We start from the raw sequence: 17,693 nt of genomic DNA on the forward strand, positions 1-17,693 counted from the left end.
CGACATCCCTGTTGCCTGACCCACCGCCATCGCGAGCAGGCTCACTCCCACATTGGTTATTTGTCATGCCACAAATCCCGAGCCAACTACAAATCCCTGTGGGAGCGAGCTTGCTCGCGAAGGCGCCCGTACAGTCGACATCCCTGTTGCCTGACCCACCGCTTTCGCGAGCAAGCTCGCTCCCACAGTTTTTGCATTCCTCTGCAATCCACTCACGCCGGCAAATCCCGCGCACAAAAAAGGGGACTTTCGTCCCCTTGCGGTGTGCATCGTTGAATCTCAGTAAATATCCTTCGACAGCAACGTAAACGGTGTCTTCACCAGGATCTTCAGATCCAGCCACAACGACCAACTGTTGATGTACTGCAGGTCAATCTCCACGCGCTTCTGCATCTTGTCGAGGGTGTCCGTCTCACCGCGGCAGCCGCTGATTTGCGCGAGCCCGGTGATGCCCGGTTTAATCCGGTGGCGCGCCATGTAGGCGAGGATTTTCCCCGAGTAGAAATGGTTGTGCGCGACAGCGTGCGGGCGCGGGCCAACCAGGGCCATATGCCCTTGCAGCACGTTGAACAATTGCGGCAACTCGTCCAGCGAAGTGCGACGGATAAAGCGCCCGACCGATGTAATGCGCGAGTCATTGCGGCTGGCCTGTTTCACATCGCGGTCATCGTGCACGCTCATCGAGCGAAACTTCCAGACCTTGATCACCTTGCCGTTCCAGCCATGGCGATCCTGCTTGAAGAACACCGGCCCCGGCGAGTTGAATTTCACCGCCAGAGCGATGATCAACAGGATCGGACTCAGCGCGATGATCGCCAGCAACGCAACGGTTTTCTCCACCAGACTCTTGCTCAAGGCAGCGGTCGGGCGACTGGTCAGCGGGCTCTCGTTCAGGTAGATCGCCGGCAGGCCATCCACGACTTTCACCGAGTGATTGAGCAGCGTCAGCGCGTTCAGATCCGGCACCCAGACCACATCGACGTTGGCCCCGAGCAAATCGACATACATCGCTTCGATCTTCGCCGCTTCGCACAGTGGCAGGGTGATGTACAAACGGCGGATGTCGTGTGCTTCGATCAGCTCCAGCAACTGTTCCTGAGCGCCCACTACGCGCGGTGCATCTTTACCTAGCGCGGACACGTCGCCGTTGCTGACCAGGCCCACCAGCGGCAGATTCTCCAGCTGGCTGAGCTTCTTCGCCAGACCCAACGCCAGTTCACCGGTGCCGACAATCAGCGTCTTGTGCTCACTTTTGCGCGAGCGCTGATAGAACTTCGAAAACGCATGCAGCGGCGCATACAAAAACGCCTGGCCGAGGAAGCCATACACCGCCCAGCTCAGGATCACCTGCCGCGAAAACAGCTCATCGGCCTGGCAGATAAACGCAATGCAAGCCAGCGCCGCCATCGTCATCGACCAACCCATGAACAGCCGGCCCAGCCCGGTCAGGTAGTTGTCACGCTTGCGATAAACACCGCTGAAGGTATACGCCGGCACCGAAGCCAGCACCGCCAGCGTTGCACACATACGGTAGTAAAACGCGACCGTCCCGGTGTGCTGCTCGGCGAGGATAAACAACAGCGTTACAACAAAGCCCTGCGCCAGCGCCCATTGGCCCCAAAAGGTCAGTCCCTTGAGGCCTGCGCTTCGATTGATACTAAGAGAAAGATCCATACGATATCCCCAAAAGACGTCCATTCAGGTTTCAACAGTTGAAAGCCGAGTTGTTATGCAGACTTATTGTTTTTGTTCTAGCGAGTGTCTTGAGATAACAACATCGATATGCCGAACTGTCGTCAGTCAATAGACTAAGTTATCGACGGAAATGGTGTCTGACGAGTTCTAACAAGATGGCACAGTGCCAACTTTTTAATAATTAAATAGAAGAGTGTTAGAAAAGGTCGCAGAGCAGGGGGTGAATAAGTGTTGTCGTATTTGTTACTGTTGGAGGGGTGGAGGCAGGGAGTTTCTATTATCAAAGGGAGGTGAACCCAAACAGAGTGCTCTTGTTGTTTTTGTAATCGCACTTGAATCTGTTTGTTTTGTTCGCGGTGTCGGTTGCGCGTTTAAGCGACGATTTCCTGAATGAGGCAATAACCGCGATTTCTTACGGCACGAAACAGGCGCTCGCCATTACTGGCGCTTTTGAATTTGTCTTGAAGGCGACTCAGGCACATTTCCAGGCCGCGATATTGCTCCGGCTCTCGACCGATACTGAGGATCAACTCGTCTCGGCTGACAACGCGCTCTTCATGATTGAGCATTTTCCTGACCAGTGCTGTTTCCAGGCCAGTCAGACTGATCTCGATACCGTCCTTGACCAGTGCACCTTGATCGTTGTCGAGATGCCAGGTTTCGCTGCAAGGCAGATCGCCTTCGATGGCCGGTGGCATATTGCTGCTTTCGCCGGTCAATGCCGGGATACTTTGAAAAGGATTGGCGGTTTGCGCTGCCAGCCATTCGGACTCAAGAGTCGCGAGAATTCGCTGGGTGTCATGTTCAATGCTGCGAGCAACATTCTTTCGACTAACGCTTGGATATGTGAACTCCATCACCATTGGCGCGGAGGAGGGCGACGCAACACCTTCAGAGTTGCCAAACGAATTGAAGCGTTCGCTGGCGAGGATACTCTCGAGTTCACGTTGCGACGTTGTGCTGTGAGTCACGACAACAAAATATTTCCTTGGGAGGGTTGTACTAGTTTCCATGTCTCTCTCCTAAATACACACCAAAATTGGCTAAAAGATAAATCGGCAGGCGAGCAATGACTTCCTTGGAAGTAATCGATAGGCAGGGTCTGGGCCCAATAATGGCCCTCGATAAGTTCCACTCGAACTGCTGCTATGTTATGGAGTTTTATTTTTATGGGTCGTGTTGCCGCGCTCATTCAATTGCTTGATTTCTAATAGGCGTGAGATGCAGATAGAACGATATGGTTGCATTGGACGATCCTTCGTACGTTGCAAAAGGGATTGGCTGCCCGTGACTCAGGCAGTCGATATCAGACCCCGCAGCAGGCGATAGCCATAGCCGCGAATGCTCTGAATCGCGTTTGTACCATACATGTCCTTGATTTTTCCACGCAAGCGGCTGATCGATTTTTCCAGCGCTCGAGGGTCGTAGAAATTGCTGTTCAGGCCCATGATGCTGGCGATTTCATCATGGCTGAGAATGTGGTTGCTGGTTTGCGCAAAGGCTTCCAGGATCTTCATCTCGGCGAACGAGATGTCGAGTTTCTTGCTGGTGTCCATCAGGCAGATCCGCGTCGGATCAAGCGTGAGATTGGTATCGCGCTGCCACTCTTCACTGCTGAAGAATTCGCTGAGCAAGTCGGCGCCATCGTCGGCAAGGGTATTGAGCTTGATACAAGCGTCCGCGCCGGCAAGATAATATTTGATCTTGTTGAAGGCGCCGCGACCGGTGATGACCGCGCAAATGATCGGTTTCAAATTACCCGAGCGCAGGTTCTGCACCAGCGCCAGATTGTCTTCAAGCGCCTGTGGATTGTCGATGACCAGGAAGATGGCCCGATAAGAGCCGCAATATTCATTTAGCTGATAAGAACTAGTGTAGGAACTAGCCTCAAGTGCCATATCGGTGTGCACATGCTTGGCGACCAGCGCACTAAAATGTTCAGCCACGCAACGGGTACGACCCAGAGTGAGAACACCAGGTTCGTCATTTGTCGGGCGCGGGCTTCTAGTCGCTAAGTTCCCTGAGAGCATCATGCATTGACTCGAATTAGTGCTGACATCGGGATGTTAAAGCACCGGTTCTCATCTGTGACTGACAATTGGTAACATTTGCGCGGATTTTAGACGTGTCTCGCGAGTTTTCTAACAATAAATAAGCTTTTCAAGCTTTTAGTTGATTTTCGCGGAGCTGTGAACTAGTGATTAGATAGTGGCGATATGCAATGGTGCCACTATTTTGAGTCTATTGCGATGGCTTTGTCTATGTCCTTTTGCCACTGTCTGGCCATCTCGGGATTGTGTGATATTGATCACACTTTGTTGGTTGGGCAAGTTTTTTTCCAGGGAGGGCTTAAATATTTTCCTCTTAGTTCGTCGGCCGACGATTACTAACATGGCTTGAGTGTGGCAATTCATAAGACCTATTCTTCAAGAGCAAAAGATCGCAGCCTGCGGCAGCTCCTACATTGCATACGTTCCCCCTGTAGGAGCTGCCGCAGGTTCGGGCCGCGATCGGACGATCTTTTGCTCTTCAAACAAACCAATTGTGTAACTTCAGATACTCAACCCCTGAGTGTTACTACCCGGTCGCTCATCAAGAGCGCTCTGACGGAGGATTAATGGATTTCTGGACCCTTTTCCAGGTGTTGATATTAGGTGCGGTAGAAGGTCTGACTGAATTCCTGCCAATCTCAAGTACCGGCCACCAAATCATCGTAGCCGACTTGCTCGATTTCGGCGGCGAACGCGCCATGGCGTTCAACATCATTATTCAACTGGGTGCCATTCTTGCCGTCGTCTGGGAGTTTCGACCGAAGATCTTCGATATCGTCAAAGGCCTGCCCACCCAACGCAACGCACAACGCTTCACCCTCAATCTGCTGATTGCGTTTCTGCCAGCCGTGGTACTCGGCGTACTGTTTGCTGACAAAATCCACCAATACCTGTTCAACCCGATCACCGTCGCCGTGGCATTGGTGGTGGGCGGCGTCATCATGTTGTGGGCCGAACAGCGCAATCACGTGATCAGCGTCGAGCACGTCGACGACATGCGCTGGTCTCACGCACTGAAGATAGGTTTCGTACAATGCCTGGCGATGATTCCGGGCACCTCGCGCTCCGGCTCGACCATCATCGGCGGTCTGCTCTTCGGCCTGTCGCGCAAAGCCGCTACTGAGTTCTCGTTCTTCCTCGCCATGCCGACCATGGTCGGCGCCGCCGTCTACTCCGGCTACAAATACCGCGACCTGTTCCAGCCCAACGACCTGCCAGTCTTCGCCTTAGGCTTCGTCACCGCATTCATCTTCGCGATGATCGCCGTGCGTGGGCTGCTGAAGTTTATCGCCAACCACAGCTACGCCGCGTTCGCGTGGTATCGGATCGGCTTTGGTTTGTTGATTCTGGCGACGTGGGTATTTGGCTGGGTCAATTGGACCGCAGCAGCGGCCGCCTGATCACTGGCTGCTGATCAACGCCGCAATGGCCAGATCGTTTAGCGCCGAATCCGGCGACTCCTGGCGAAAGCGCTGCAAGGCCGACGTGAAATACGCGGCCTGCAGCATGCCGTCGCTGGCCAGATAGAGTCGCGCGTCTTCCTGTTCTTCAACAGAGTAAACACGCTTGTGACTGTCGGTCGTTTCCTGGCTAGACGAAATAGGTGCGAGGATTAAAGACACCAAAGTGAAGCCGGAAAACTGCGTCACCTCCCACGGCGTATCGGTACGGCCCATGCAAAAGCCATCGCAGTGCGCATAAACGTCGCAAGTGAAGCTGAACAAGGCGAGGAGGGTGAAACGCTTGAAAGCAGAAAAAGTAAACGCGGGCATAAACAAAAGACATCCTGTCGGTACAACAAAACAACGGGCAACGCTCATGCGTCGCCCGCACACTCAAAATTTCAATCAACGACCTTCAAGCAACTCAGCCGCCTGATCCAGCAACGCCAGCGGATCCTTTGCCTTGTGAATATCCACCGACAACAGTTGACGGAATTTCCGCGCCCCCGGGAACCCCGTGCCCAAGCCCAGCACATGGCGCGTGATGTGATGCATCGCACCTCCGGCCAACAAATGCTCGGCTATATAAGGACGCAACTGCGCCAACGCCTCAGCCCGACTGATCACCGGCGCCGAACTGCCAAACAACTGCTGATCCACCTCCGCCAGCACATACGGATTGTGATAAGCCTCACGCCCCAACATCACACCGTCGAACGTCTGCAAATGCTCATGACAAGCCTCCATCGTCTTGATCCCGCCGTTCAGCACAATCTCCAACTCCGGAAAATCCGCCTTCAGCTGCGCCGCCACGTCATAGCGCAACGGCGGAATGTCACGATTCTCCTTCGGCGACAACCCCTCCAGAATCGCAATCCGCGCATGCACGGTGAAACTGGTGCACCCGGCATCGCGCACGGTGCCGACGAAATCACACAGCTCCGCGTAACTGTCCCGACCGTTGATGCCGATGCGATGCTTCACCGTCACCGGAATCGACACCGCGTCTTGCATTGCCTTCACACAATCCGCCACCAGTTGCGGGTGACCCATCAGGCACGCGCCGATCATGTTGTTCTGCACACGATCGCTTGGGCAGCCGACGTTCAAGTTCACTTCGTCGTAGCCATGCTCCTGGGCCATGCGTGCGCAGGCGGCCAGATCGAGCGGAACGCTACCGCCTAACTGCAGCGCGAGAGGGTGCTCGGCTTCGTTGTGACGAAGGAAGCGTTCGTGATCGCCGTTGAGTAGCGCGCCGGTGGTGACCATTTCGGTGTAGAGGAGGGCGTTCTTCGATAGGAGGCGTAGGAAGAAACGGCAATGGCGGTCGGTCCAATCCATCATCGGCGCCACACTGAAGCGGCGAGACGGCTCGGAACGGATAGGGCTACTGTTTACGGGCGCTTCAGCTTTTTCGAAATTCATTGGTACTGATCTTTTATACAGCGGTTTTTACCCATTTTTCCTTGTTTTCTGAGGTCGGTTGCTACAATGTAGCAAGCGAATTCAGCAATGTAGCAACTGGAAATGGGCACGATCACATCACGCAAGCGCAAGGACAATTCGACTGCCTACACGGCGCAGATACGGATCAATCGAGACGGGCGCACAGTTTATCAGGAAAGCCAAACCTTCGACCGCAAGCAGGTTGCCCAGGCCTGGATCAAACGGCGGGAGACGGAGCTGGCCGAGCCTGGTGCGATTGAGCGCGCTAACCGTAAGGGTGTGACGATCAGGAAGATGATCGAGCAGTACCTGGACGAGTACGAAAAGATCCGGCCGTTGGGTAAGACAAAGAACGCCACACTCAATGCGATCAAAGATACCTGGTTGGGCGACCTTGATGACTCGGCACTGACCAGCCAGAAGCTGGTGGAGTTTGCGCAGTGGCGTATGGGTAAGGAAGGCGGCGGCGTCCAGGCGCAGACGGTTGGCAATGATCTCTCGCACCTAGGCGCAGTGCTATCCGTGGCGAGACCAGCATGGGGCTACGAAGTGGATCCGCTGGCCATGCCTGACGCACGCAAGGTCTTGCGCAAACTAGGTATGGTGAGCAAGAGCAAAGAGCGTAACCGCCGGCCGACGCTCGAGGAGTTGGACAAGCTCATGGCGCATTTCTTCGAAATGCAGGAGCGCCGCAAGGCTCAGATCGACATGCCGAAGGTGATCGCTTTCGCGCTCTTTTCGACACGTCGGCAGGAAGAAATTACAAGGATTCGCTGGGATGATCTCGACGATTCGCGACAGGCTGTACTGGTGCGCGATATGAAGAATCCCGGTCAGAAGATCGGCAATGACGTGTGGTGTCATCTACCGGATGAGGCTTGGGCAATTCTGCAGAGCATGCCCAAGGTCGAACGAGAGATCTTTCCCTACAACGCAAAGTCGGTCTCCGCCTCTTTCACCAGGGCGTGCCCTATGCTCGGCATTGAGGATCTGCATTTCCATGATTTGCGGCATGAAGGGGTGAGCCGGCTGTTTGAAATGGACTGGGATATTCCGAGGGTGTCAAGCGTGTCTGGCCATCGAGATTGGAACTCACTTCGTCGCTACACGCATATGAGAGGTCGCGGGGACATATATAAAAGCTGGGCATATCTTGAGCGAGTCCTGTCGGGCAAGAGGAAGGCAAGAGTTCCCATCTCCTCCCTCACGGTCGATAGTCATGATCAAGTATAAAAAGATTGACATGTTTTCGTTTTGAAGTGATATCGTAATGATGTCATTGAGCTGCGCATCTCGTCTCAAAGTTTGATGGCGCTGGAGGAAATCTTGCTAAACTGCGAGGTTGGCGGCGCTGTTTATGAGTAACGCCCGTTTTTAGGGGCTTGAGATGGGTCTGAAAGGTAAGCATGAGATGTTGAGTACCAAGGACGCTGCGAAAATTTTCAGCAGCAAAGGTATAAATGATGTTGCTCATGGCGACTTTGATTTTGTATTAAAGGTTGCAAACGCATTTGGTGATGCTTTGGGGGACGTTTTCAGTGTTGAAGACGTATTTCAAGAGTGCTATCGGCGGCTAAAAAGTAGCTATAAGTTTGAGTACTACATAAAGAATATAATCGCCGAGAAAATTTTACTTGGGCGGTACTCCATGAATACGGCAACTCTCTTAAATGAGTTTCGTGTTGGAGAAAGTAAGGCTGATAGTGTGATTCTAAATGGCATTAGCACCTGTTATGAGATTAAGTCTGAGTACGACAGCCTTAATCGGCTAGAGCTTCAGTTATCTTCTTACTTGAAAATATTTGACAAGGTTAACGTTGTCACTACAGAAGCCCACCTTGGCAAGGTTGAGAAGATCGCTCCTGAATCTGTAGGGATATTGCGTTTAGGTAAAAATGATGTATTGACTCCGATTAGACCTGCATTACTTTCTTCAGAGCCCATGGATGTAGATATTCTCATGGCCTCATTGCGGCGTAATGAGTATCTTTCGTTGGTCTATGAGTTGTGTGGGCAGATTCCCGCCTCAACAAATACGGGGATTTATGATGAATGCCGCACGCTCTTGCGTACCGTGGATTCCTCTAAGTTGAGACCGGCATTTTGCCGCATCGTCAAAAAGTCGCGCAAAATCGACAAGGGTTATGTCGAATGTTTGCCAAAAAGTTTATTGGTTGCGGGTATCGAGTATCGCGTTCCGGTCGCCAATAAGGCTCAGTTGCTGCAGAACTTGAAAATACATTTCAGTAAGGAAGCTCTATGTACTACCCCATACTCAAGGCGAAGCGTCACGAACTGAACACTTTATTCGATCTCGCTCCGATTTTGCCTGCAGCGAAATACAGGCCCGTAATTGAGCCAGTGAATGCGAAGTATAAACCACTTATCGCAACCATTGAGCAATTACACAGTAACTCTGTATCACCTCTTGTAGTGATCAATCCATCGCAGGGGAATTTTGCAAAGAATACCTCTGCTGGCCTTTTTGGTCAGCTGCAGGCGGATCCTAAGTCTGCAAACAAATTTGTTCCCTGTATTAAAGTAAAGGATGCTGCGGATAGTGCAGCACTAAGTTTGCTCGCGTCCTATCCTAATGCCGCCATATACCTAGAGAACGATATCAGTGTCGGCTCTTTAAGTATTTTGAATAGTGCATCTTGTGTGTTGCTTAATCAGCAAAAGGTTGATGACAGTATCGTTGATCAACTGAATAACGTAGTAGTGTATTCGGACAGTTTTGCGAAAAAGAAGCGCAACGCCGACTATACGTCGAAATCCTTTTACTCTGGATTGCATGTTTCTTATAAGAAAAAAAGCAATGTATCTGGATTTGGCGACTTTACTATAATGGGTGAAGAGTATTTAGATTCAGGCGGCCCGGCGTATGTCGTGGCTATACACGTGTCATATATTGATAATGCTGCTCCGAATTCAATGCACGTACATCATTACTGTTCGACGGTTGATGATAAGCTTCCTACGAACGCCGGCAGTAAGTACAAAGAAGCGTTGGTAAAAATGTTTACATTCATCGCTGCCAATCCAACGGTGTATGACAATACATTAGGATTGGGCGAGTTTCGTGCGTCTCATTCTGTGATGCATTTTCCGGGACTGGGGTTGGTCAAGGAAATGTCTATGAAGCATCACATCGAAAGCCTTTGTAATTATATTTAAAAATGTAGGAGGCGTTTATATAACGCCTCCTTGTTATCTAACTGCGGTTCATTAGTTTATTCTGTTCCGTAGTGGCCAGTTCACGCTGTCGATCGATATAAATTGCCAAGTCGTTTAAGTGGATTCCGAGCGCTGCCTTCTGGGATTTAGTGCCCAGGCGCATTAGCGGGATATCAATATCGCCACTCAGTCTCTTGAGCTTAAACTTCTCCACGGTAAGATGCAGGTAGTCTCGACAGACTACCTCAATCGGGATTACAGCCTGTCCGCTGTATTGAGCCATCAGAAGAAAAAGTGTGTTCATGGTTTTGTCTGCTTTGTCCGTTTTCAGTTTGACTGTAGGCAGGTGTATCAGCAGCGTGGAGTATCTAGTGCATCCAACGCTTCTTGAATTGTGTTTCCATATGCTTTATCACAAGGTTCGTCACTATCCCAATAACGCCAAATGTGACAACCTCCTTCGTACTCCCACGTCAGACATATGCGCTCAGTCTGGATTTTATGAATGAGATCGATTGTTCCTTTACCTTGTGTTGAAGGTTCTTCTTTTATGCTCTTAGAGCGGCCATCAATTTTCCCAGTACGATAGCCCGACCAATAAATCAGGCCTGAGAGCAAGAAGAGCGCAATCAACGCGCCTATCTGTATTGCTGTCATATTTTTTACTCCTCATATATCCCGCAGCGGTAAAGTTGGTTGCCCCCCCTGTTGAGGGGGGGGGCTTAAGTTCAGTCAAGCCGCTACCTTCGTTGCTTGGGCGTCGAGATACTCGGCCAGGTTATGCAAGTACACCACCGGCTTTGCACGTGTAGAACAGTGCAGGCGCGTTACTACCAAGGCTATGCGCCCGGCCTTAATCTCAGCTAGCAAGTAACGGTCGGTACGGATGTGTGCGAAGTACTGCTCGCGTACTGCCGACAACGTTGGGCACGGGGTGGTGAACTGTTTACGTAGTTGATCAAGGGTATGGCTCACGCTGCGTTCTCCCCGAACCCCTCCGAAGGGGGCAGCAACTTGAGACGAATTAACTCGGCGAGGCCTTCCTTACTTTTGCCCATTGCAGCCGCGCAGATGTTGCCCTTGGCATCAGCCACCACCGCGCCGAATGGGAACTCAGGCGAGTTGGTCGGCGTAACGTAGGCGACTTGCCCTTCAAGGATCACGTTGTTAATGCAGCGAAATACTTCGGCCAGCTCGGTGCTTAGTACAGGCATGCTTTCCAGCAATTGAATGGCTTCCGTCGAAGCGCCAATGAGCGTTGAGCGACTGACTACCCCCGGGCAGTTCAAGTAGATCGGGATTAGTTTCAGGGCGCCGAGGGCTTGCGTGTAGGCATTGAGGTTGTTTGTTTTCATGCAGCGGCGTCCTTTTTGGTGATGATGATTCCCAGTTTCTTGGCCAGCCATTCAATCCCTTCTTCCTTCACCATCACCACGGAGTAATGACGGCACTTGTTGAGGGATGGAATCAGGGTGCTGCGCGGATCCGAATACAGATAGCCGCGATCACGGTGCTGGCTGGCTAGATCGCCACTGCTGTTGAGAATGCCCAGCTCGCGCAACCTGGCGCGGAAGGCGCGGGGCTTGAGTCCGAGCAATGCGGCTGTTTCGTCCAGGGTGCGGTTCGTCATTGTGCGATCCTCAGACGACTGCTGCGCGTGTGTGTAGCGTGTCCACAATCTCGTTGAGATTGATTTGAAGGGCTTCAATGGTCCCGTCATTCGGTAGGAACCAGTCGCCCTCGGTACCCCAGATGCCGCCTTCGCTACGATGCGGCGCCACGGCATCTGCTGCGGTGCGCTGGATATGGATCACAATTCCGCCGCGCTGGCGGATGAATGACGCTTCATTCTCGAATCGCAGGTCGCTGACTACGAAGCCGCGAGCGGTGTCGTAGGTACGGGCCATTAGGTCGAGATTTTGCGAAGCCAGTAGCAGCCATAACTCGGGGTGCACTTTGTCACGGCCCCACTCGGTGCCGAGTGTCTGCATCAGGTAGCGTGGAGAGCGACCCAGCCACGGTAGAACTCGTTCCTTTTGCTCTCCTTCGAAATCGCACGGACTCAAGTTGAGGATATTCATCAAGCCGTCACGGAGCGGGTCGGCGAATGCGTAGGACTGGAACCCATGATGGTTGACCAGATGCTGCGCGGCTGTGTCTTTGCCAGAACGAGCAACGCCAGCGAGGCCTATTAATAGAGGCTTCATGCTGCATCACCCCCGAATGGTTCGGGTTTGTGAGCGACGACATTTGCTTTCGAAGGTGCCAAGCGAGTGCCCGGCGGCGTGACAATTACCAGTAGGCCGGTGTGCTTTTGAATCGCTTCAACGGCTGCTGGGCTAGTGCAAGCTGCTGGGTGTATGTACACCGGGCAGCGAGTGTTGCTGTGCTGTGTGGTTCGCATGATCGTACTCTTTGGTGAGAGATTTACGATGCAAACGATACAAATACGTATTGATTGAGTCAATACGTATTTGAATTGATTTTTGCTTGTACCAAAAAAAACCCGCATCGCTGCGGGGCTTTTTTTGTGGAATGTATTAGAAAATTTCGAGCTTCGAGAATACTACGCCGCAAATTATGGCGTCGGGCCCTAACTCAATGATTGGCTCCGGCCATGCTGGATTCAACGGTTTTAGAAACCGGCGGCTGCCCTCCATGACTAACTGCTTGAATGTTGCTTCTTGGCTATCCAAGAGTTTTGCAATCACGAGAGAACCATTTTCCGCATCTTTCGCGGGATCAACAAAAATGATGTCTCCGTCTCGGAAGGACCTCCGTTCATGTTGATTGAACATGGAAAGTCCGCGTACTCGAAGGGCATAGCTTTGGCTGCTGTGGGAAGCGGCGCATGGCAGCCATAACTCTGCATCATCAAGGGTTCTAACGTCCTCAATCTCACACCATGCGCCGGCTTGAACCCATGAAATTAGAGGGACGTAGCCTTTAATTGCTGGCCCAGGTTCGACGTTAGTTTCATTCGCAGATGGAGCGCCCTGATCAATAATCGGGTCTTTGTGTTCGCCTCCCTTCCAAAGCCAGTTGCTACTGACCTTCAAGGCTCTGCTGATCTTTTCGATATTTTCATGGCGTGGACTGGCTACCGCGTTCGTCACAATTCTATGAATTGTCGGTTGCGGAACACCGGAGCGTCGGCCGAGTTCGCCTTCTGACAGCCCCAATTCCTGCATGCGTTGGGCGATGCGGTCTCCGATCACTTTTTCTATGCCTTGATTCAAAAACGTATCGGCAAGTGTATTGAATCATTCAATACGTTTGTGCATTGTTGCGGTCAATGCGAAAGCGCATCGGTGAACGATATGACTATCCAAGAAATGCTTGCGGAGCTGCTGCGGTCTGGTTTGTCCCAGAGAGTTATTGCAGATCGCGTAGGAACAACACAGCCGACTATCAATCGCGCCGCGAAAGGTGCAGATGTTCGATACGTAACGGGTAAGGCAATCGAATGCCTATACACCCAAGAGAAAGAAGCGGCCGATCTTAAGTCGGCTGCTTAAAAGGTGCTGAGCTGGGGCCTCTCACCAAAGAATCCCCCAGCCCAGCTACGACGATACACAGCACATGCACATCGGTCGTGGTCGTAGGATAGGGTTTACCTTGGGCTATGGCTACACCGTAAACAGGGGATTTACGGTTATGAGTCGCACAGATCTTTTGCCGGACGCTGGTCCGGTCCTGCCACTACGCCAAGCGATTTATCGCGCTGGTCGTGACTACAAGGGCGGAATCACCGCCCTTGCCTTTGAAATGGTGTTGGACAACGACACCCTCCAGAAGAAACTCAAGCTCGATGAAGAACGCCGCTGGCTGAATCCAGATGAGCTTGAGGAAGTGATCAGGCTGACCGCTGATCCACGCTTGCTGGACGCATTGATGCGTCCAGCAAGTGCGGTTTGGTACCGGCCCGTGCCCGTACCGGCAACCCGTGATGCCTTGAAAGCGGTTGGTAAGCTACTCGGAGAAACCGGTGAATTCGTGGCCAAGATGCACGACGGCGCGGCGGACAACGTCTGGGAGCTTCATGAAGTCGTGGATCTCGAAAAGCACGGAATGGATGTGATACGCGAAGTCCTTGGAATCATGGCGGGCGCTCGTCAGGCGATGGAGGATCGCATCAATGGCTGATGATATCGACCGCGCAAACGAGCAGGCGCAATACCTGCTTGATGTTGCTATTCATCGCAGTCGCCGCGTGCCATCGAGCCGCCCTAGCGCGCAGTTCTGTGACGACTGCGACGAACCAATCCCGTTGCTTCGACAGCAGAAGGTTGAAGGTTGCGAGACCTGCGTCTCTTGTCAGGAGTTGCGGGAGGCCCGGCGATGAGTGAATCGGGCAAAGGAACAGCCATCGCTATATGGGCAAAGCGTTACATCAGTACTTTTGACTTGGCACTCGTATCGATTGATCCAGGTGAAAAGGCTCCGAAAGGCCTAGGGTGGAATAAGCCCGGAGGCTATATCACCGACGCCGACATGGCCGAGGCGTTCTGGCAACGAAACCCAAATCACAACCTTGGCGTCGTGCTGGGGCCGAGCCGCGTTTGTTCACTGGATGTTGATGACGTTCAATGGACGCGACATGTTCTGTATGAACTGTTGGGGCTTGACCTTGATGCGATGGCAGTAGTGTTCCCGACTATCGTCGGGAATCCGCTGCGATTCCGGGTGGTGTTCAAGGTGCCGGAAGGCATCGAACTCACGCGTCATTCACTTTCATGGCCGAATGAAAAAGACCCGGACGGTTCGATTTTCAAAGGGTTGATGGACAAGGCTAAGGTTGCGAAAGAACAGGGTGATCTTGCCGCAGAAGCTGCTGCACGAACCGAAGCCGAGCCGTTCAAACGCTTCACGGTCTTTGAACTACGTGCGGGATTGGTGCAAGACGTATTTCCACCATCAATTCATCCCGGTACCGGCAAACCTTACATCTGGAAAACTGCTCCAAGTGCTACTGACGGGCTGCCGACACTGACCAACGAGCTGCTTACCATTTGGCAGAATTGGGAGTTTTTTAAGCGAGATGCTGAAGCTGCGTGTCCATGGGCGGTTGCGCCACCAAAGCCACCGGTCAAAGCCCAAAAGCGTCCTGCACTCGGTGGCGGCAAACAGCCCTCGGTAATTGATGAATTCAACCGTTGTCACGATGTTGCGGAGCTTCTTCGTGCCCATGGATACATCAAGCGAGGCAATAAGTGGCTGTACCCTCAAAGCAGCACCGGTCTGCCAGGGGTGACGATCAGTGAGGACAAGGTTTATTCGCACCACGGTGCTGACCCTCTCGCGAACGGGCATCAGAACGACGCCTTTGAAGTGTTCTGCTTACTCGAGCACGGTGGCGACCAGTCGAAGGCTGTGAAGGATGCTGCGCGAATGTTGGGCATGCAATACGCCGCCCGTCCAGATCCGAATGATCTTCCCCCGACCCCATCCGGAGAATTGAGCGGGCCGATCTCCGACGAAACATGCCCGTCCAGCGAGGCCGCTCCTGCTCCTGACGGGGGGGCGGGGGAGGTCATAACGTTGGATCACATTCTGCGTCGTTTTGCGTTGGTCGAGGGCACCACGCACGTGTGGGACTGCGACCAATCGAAGGTAATGAAGAAGTCCGCCTTCGAAGCTCGCGTGGGCAAGCCTCTAGCTAAAGCCTGGTTGGACGACACCGGAAAGAGGCTGATTTCTGACGACCATGTTCGCGACATCGAGCAGGCGCGCCGCATGGCCGGGAAGAAGGGCGGCGCATTCGGGATGTCTCCAACCGATCGATACGTTTACATCGATGGCACCAAAGACGTTTGGGATCGCGAAAAGAAGCGGCGCATAGCCGAGGGCGCGGTGAAGATGGCTCTGGGAGACACTTATCCGTTGTGGTTGAACAGCAGCGAGCGCCGCACCGTCGATGTTGAGCACATCGTGTTTGATCCGACCATGACGAAGGATCCTGCGGTGTACATCAATACCTTTGACGGGTTGCCGCTTGAGCCAGTCAGGGATGATGCAGCGTGTGCCAACCTGCGTTGGCTGATCTCATTTCTTTGTAACCATGATGAGGCGGCAACCGATTGGTTAACTCGCTGGCTGGCGTATCCGCTTCAGCACTTGGGCGCCAAGATGGATACCGCTGTGTTGATGCATTCGATCATGGAAGGTTCGGGCAAGAGCCTTTTGTTCGCTGACGCGCTCGGCATGCTTTACGGCCAATATGCGGCGACTGTTGGTCAAACGCAGTTAGAAAGCAGTTTCAACGCTTGGCAAAGCCGAAAATTGTGGTCGGTCTTTGAAGAAGTCGTCAGTCGCGATCAACGTTACAACCAGGTGGGCAAGATCAAGCACCTGATCACTGGTAAAACTGTGCGGATGGAGTCGAAATTCATTAATGGCTGGGAAGAAGCCAATCACATGAACGCGGTGTTTCTCAGTAACGAGATTCTTCCGTGGCCAATCAGCGACAGTGATCGACGAATGCTGGTCATGTGGCCTATGGAGACCCTGCCAGCCGCAAGGCAAAAGGCGATTGGTCGTGAACTGGAGCAGGGTGGGGTGGCGGCGCTCTATGGTTGGTTATTGTCGGTCGATCTCGGGGACTTCAACCAGCGCACGCGGCCGCCATCGACCGAGGCGCGTGAGCGTTTGGTGGCCTTGAGCCGGGCCGGCTGGCAAACATTCTTGCATCTGTGGAAGTACAGCGAGCTGGGGCATGGGCTTTGGGCGCCGTGTCTTTCGACCGACCTCTATTCGTTGTTTCTCGAATGGTGCCAGCGCAACAAAGAGCACGTGATGAGTCAGACCAAGTTCTCTCTATTCATCAGTTCCGAGGTGGATAAAACGCGGGCGATACCCTGGACTGACGGCAATAACCGTCGCTTCGGCGCGTTTTTCTTTCCCGTGGATCTGGATGCTTCCCCGCCCCCATCACTCAAGGCGGCAGAGCTGGGCAAGCAGGTGGAGAACTGGCGGGCGAAGGCCAAGCTGGCGGGCTGGCACGTGGACAGCTGGGATCACATCAAGGCGCTTGCAGCATGACTATTTTCAAAAGTGTGTTGGGTGTGTTGAGTGTGTGTCGAGTTGATTTTGAATACCCCACACAATTTGAGTGCCCTAATTACATGCCTTCGCGGGTGTTGTGTGGGGTGTGTTGGGTTTTGTGTCGCGCACGCGCATGCAAGACGTTCTTTGCAACGAATTCAACGGAAGGAATTTTTTCTTATGCGAAGACTGATAAACCCAACAAACCCAACACACTCAACTCAAGTTTGATTGAAGCATTGAATTTAAAGGGATTTATCTGTGTTGGGTTTGTGTCAGGTTGCGGTTTTTCTGTGTTGGGTTCGGTTTTTCGGGGGGAGGAGCAATGATCGATGACATTGAAAGCCTGATGCGGCACTGGGGGGAGCAGCAAGCCCGGTTCGGCCATGAGGCCAGCTTGGGCAGTCAAATGGGCGTCATCATGGATTGGAAGGGGAGTGCACCACGCGGAACACTTGGCCCCCGCCCGCTTCTCGGGGGCGGTACCGGCATGGACTACGCGGCCGCGGAGGTCGACGCGGCTATTGCTGAGATGGAGAGTGGTGCAGGGCGTGGGCCAGCCTTGGCGAAGTTAGCTCGGTTTCGATACCACTACGGGGTATCAGTGCGTGAGCAGATGCGTGAAGTTGGTTTGTCCGAAGGCGCTGACCGGACTTACCGAAACTGGGTGCAGGCACTGCACCAGAAGGTGATGGTGATCTTGATGGCGCGTATGGGCGTTGCTCATGGCTATACCGTTCGTCGGCGTAATTTACCTCAGAGTTGCGTCAAGGTTGCGTCAAAGTCGCGTCGAGGCGGATGACCGAAAATAGCCTCTTTTCGGTTTTTCCGGAGGCGG

Annotated in this window: 21 protein-coding genes; 9 read left to right on the forward strand and 12 right to left on the reverse strand. The window is 53.0% G+C overall.

What is annotated here, in order from left to right:
* Positions 1–279 precede the first annotated feature (279 nt).
* The 3 genes from QOL84_RS00440 to QOL84_RS00450 all read right to left on the reverse strand — a co-directional run bounded on the left by QOL84_RS00440 (position 280) and on the right by QOL84_RS00450 (position 3,728).
* Positions 280–1,674, reverse strand: coding sequence for an undecaprenyl-phosphate glucose phosphotransferase (locus tag QOL84_RS00440; RefSeq protein WP_283435756.1), 1,395 nt, complete (start codon positions 1,672–1,674; stop codon positions 280–282).
* A gap of 392 nt (positions 1,675–2,066) precedes the next feature.
* A complete protein-coding gene (locus tag QOL84_RS00445) occupies positions 2,067–2,708 on the reverse strand; it encodes a winged helix-turn-helix domain-containing protein (RefSeq protein ID WP_283435757.1) in 642 nt (213 codons plus the stop codon).
* Between the two features lie 279 nt (positions 2,709–2,987).
* The gene (locus tag QOL84_RS00450; RefSeq protein ID WP_283435758.1) at positions 2,988–3,728 is read right to left on the reverse strand and encodes a winged helix-turn-helix domain-containing protein; all 741 of its coding nucleotides are present in this window, start codon (positions 3,726–3,728) and stop codon (positions 2,988–2,990) included.
* Positions 3,729–4,312: 584 nt separating this feature from the next.
* Here QOL84_RS00450 and QOL84_RS00455 point away from each other — a divergent pair.
* Positions 4,313–5,146 (forward strand): undecaprenyl-diphosphate phosphatase, encoded by an 834-nt coding sequence (locus QOL84_RS00455; RefSeq protein ID WP_283435759.1) that lies wholly within the window; start codon positions 4,313–4,315, stop codon positions 5,144–5,146.
* On the opposite strand, the gene QOL84_RS00460 is transcribed toward QOL84_RS00455, so the two are convergent.
* Positions 5,147–5,566 (reverse strand): DUF2388 domain-containing protein, encoded by a 420-nt coding sequence (locus QOL84_RS00460; RefSeq protein WP_283435760.1) that lies wholly within the window; start codon positions 5,564–5,566, stop codon positions 5,147–5,149.
* Positions 5,567–5,593: 27 nt separating this feature from the next.
* Entirely contained in the window at positions 5,594–6,613 is a 1,020-nt protein-coding gene (dusA, locus tag QOL84_RS00465; RefSeq protein ID WP_283435761.1) for a tRNA dihydrouridine(20/20a) synthase DusA, read from the reverse strand.
* A 102-nt stretch (positions 6,614–6,715) separates the two neighbouring features.
* On the opposite strand from dusA, the gene QOL84_RS00470 reads away from it, so the two are divergent.
* From QOL84_RS00470 to QOL84_RS00480, 3 genes are all read left to right on the forward strand, one after another.
* Positions 6,716–7,867: a site-specific integrase gene (locus tag QOL84_RS00470; protein WP_238344717.1), complete on the forward strand. Its 1,152-nt coding sequence runs from the start codon at positions 6,716–6,718 to the stop codon at positions 7,865–7,867.
* A gap of 154 nt (positions 7,868–8,021) precedes the next feature.
* Complete coding sequence (locus QOL84_RS00475; protein WP_186621823.1) at positions 8,022–8,933, forward strand: sce7726 family protein; 912 nt, start codon at positions 8,022–8,024, stop codon at positions 8,931–8,933.
* Positions 8,894–9,811 (forward strand): sce7725 family protein, encoded by a 918-nt coding sequence (locus tag QOL84_RS00480; protein WP_283435762.1) that lies wholly within the window; start codon positions 8,894–8,896, stop codon positions 9,809–9,811. The genes QOL84_RS00475 and QOL84_RS00480 overlap by 40 nt, the downstream gene beginning before the upstream one ends.
* A 37-nt stretch (positions 9,812–9,848) precedes the next feature.
* Here QOL84_RS00480 and QOL84_RS00485 read toward each other — a convergent pair whose 3' ends face one another.
* The 7 genes from QOL84_RS00485 to QOL84_RS00515 form a co-directional block, all read right to left on the reverse strand.
* On the reverse strand, positions 9,849–10,115 hold the full coding sequence (locus tag QOL84_RS00485) for a pyocin activator PrtN family protein (RefSeq protein ID WP_186621821.1): 267 nt from the start codon (positions 10,113–10,115) through the stop codon (positions 9,849–9,851).
* 47 nt (positions 10,116–10,162) lie between these two features.
* On the reverse strand, positions 10,163–10,468 hold the full coding sequence (locus QOL84_RS00490; RefSeq protein WP_283435763.1) for a hypothetical protein: 306 nt from the start codon (positions 10,466–10,468) through the stop codon (positions 10,163–10,165).
* A gap of 75 nt (positions 10,469–10,543) precedes the next feature.
* The gene (locus QOL84_RS00495) at positions 10,544–10,786 is read right to left on the reverse strand and encodes a pyocin activator PrtN family protein (protein ID WP_105705135.1); all 243 of its coding nucleotides are present in this window, start codon (positions 10,784–10,786) and stop codon (positions 10,544–10,546) included.
* On the reverse strand, positions 10,783–11,166 hold the full coding sequence (locus tag QOL84_RS00500; protein ID WP_283435764.1) for a hypothetical protein: 384 nt from the start codon (positions 11,164–11,166) through the stop codon (positions 10,783–10,785). The genes QOL84_RS00495 and QOL84_RS00500 overlap by 4 nt, the downstream gene beginning before the upstream one ends.
* Positions 11,163–11,441, reverse strand: coding sequence for a hypothetical protein (locus tag QOL84_RS00505; RefSeq protein ID WP_201226567.1), 279 nt, complete (start codon positions 11,439–11,441; stop codon positions 11,163–11,165). The genes QOL84_RS00500 and QOL84_RS00505 overlap by 4 nt, the downstream gene beginning before the upstream one ends.
* 10 nt (positions 11,442–11,451) lie before the next feature.
* On the reverse strand, positions 11,452–12,018 hold the full coding sequence (locus QOL84_RS00510) for a deoxynucleotide monophosphate kinase family protein (RefSeq protein WP_186621815.1): 567 nt from the start codon (positions 12,016–12,018) through the stop codon (positions 11,452–11,454).
* Positions 12,019–12,351: 333 nt separating this feature from the next.
* On the reverse strand, positions 12,352–13,050 hold the full coding sequence (locus QOL84_RS00515) for a LexA family protein (protein WP_283435765.1): 699 nt from the start codon (positions 13,048–13,050) through the stop codon (positions 12,352–12,354).
* A gap of 418 nt (positions 13,051–13,468) precedes the next feature.
* On the opposite strand from QOL84_RS00515, the gene QOL84_RS00520 reads away from it, so the two are divergent.
* Genes QOL84_RS00520 through QOL84_RS00540 form a run of 5 tightly spaced genes read left to right on the forward strand, consistent with a single transcriptional unit; the run spans position 13,469 to position 17,657 of the window.
* Positions 13,469–13,957 carry a phage regulatory CII family protein gene (locus tag QOL84_RS00520; protein ID WP_186622965.1) on the forward strand — a complete coding sequence of 163 codons (489 nt, stop codon included), beginning with the start codon at positions 13,469–13,471 and terminating at the stop codon, positions 13,955–13,957.
* A complete protein-coding gene (locus QOL84_RS00525) occupies positions 13,950–14,156 on the forward strand; it encodes a TraR/DksA C4-type zinc finger protein (RefSeq protein ID WP_283435766.1) in 207 nt (68 codons plus the stop codon). Before QOL84_RS00520 ends, QOL84_RS00525 begins: the two co-directional genes overlap by 8 nt.
* A complete protein-coding gene (locus QOL84_RS00530) occupies positions 14,153–16,852 on the forward strand; it encodes a DUF5906 domain-containing protein (protein ID WP_283435767.1) in 2,700 nt (899 codons plus the stop codon). The genes QOL84_RS00525 and QOL84_RS00530 overlap by 4 nt, the downstream gene beginning before the upstream one ends.
* On the forward strand, positions 16,849–17,184 hold the full coding sequence (locus tag QOL84_RS00535; RefSeq protein WP_186622952.1) for a hypothetical protein: 336 nt from the start codon (positions 16,849–16,851) through the stop codon (positions 17,182–17,184). Before QOL84_RS00530 ends, QOL84_RS00535 begins: the two co-directional genes overlap by 4 nt.
* Positions 17,181–17,657, forward strand: coding sequence for a hypothetical protein (locus QOL84_RS00540; protein WP_283435768.1), 477 nt, complete (start codon positions 17,181–17,183; stop codon positions 17,655–17,657). The genes QOL84_RS00535 and QOL84_RS00540 overlap by 4 nt, the downstream gene beginning before the upstream one ends.
* The last annotated feature ends 36 nt before the right edge of the window (positions 17,658–17,693 follow it).

The sequence above is a fragment of the Pseudomonas helmanticensis genome (assembly GCF_900182985.1).
Lineage (GTDB): Bacteria > Pseudomonadota > Gammaproteobacteria > Pseudomonadales > Pseudomonadaceae > Aquipseudomonas > Aquipseudomonas helmanticensis.